This is a genomic window from Bradyrhizobium sp. Crot121 (genome assembly GCF_059512385.1).
Genome location: NZ_JCAMOR010000541.1, coordinates 1 through 306 on the forward strand (window position 1 = coordinate 1; position 306 = coordinate 306).

The following is a 306-nucleotide window of genomic DNA, read 5'->3' on the forward strand; positions in this document are numbered from 1 at the left end:
ACGATTGGCGACGACGCTTTCGCCGGCGAGGCGTATTGCCGTCGTGCGAGGCTTCGCAGCCGCCGTTCGCGCCGCTGGTCGTGGAGGAGCCGTTAGAGGAGCGTCACGTTCCGGCTGTCAAACTCGAGATTGCGATTGGCGACGTCGTCGTGCGGACGGACGTGGCCATTAACGGTGAGCAACTGGCTCGGTTGATCCGCGCGGTGCGAGCGTCACGATGATCGCGCCCGGTGCTGATCTGAAGATTTACATCGCGACGCGGCCGATTGACTTCCGCTGTGGCCATGATGGGCTGGCTGCGAAGGT

The 306-nt window shown here is 63.7% G+C and carries 1 pseudogene; it reads left to right on the forward strand.

The window, feature by feature from the left end:
* Positions 1-221: pseudogene (locus tag AC5ZGW_RS47840) on the forward strand (hypothetical protein); the annotation flags it as partial.
* Positions 222-306 lie beyond the last annotated feature (85 nt).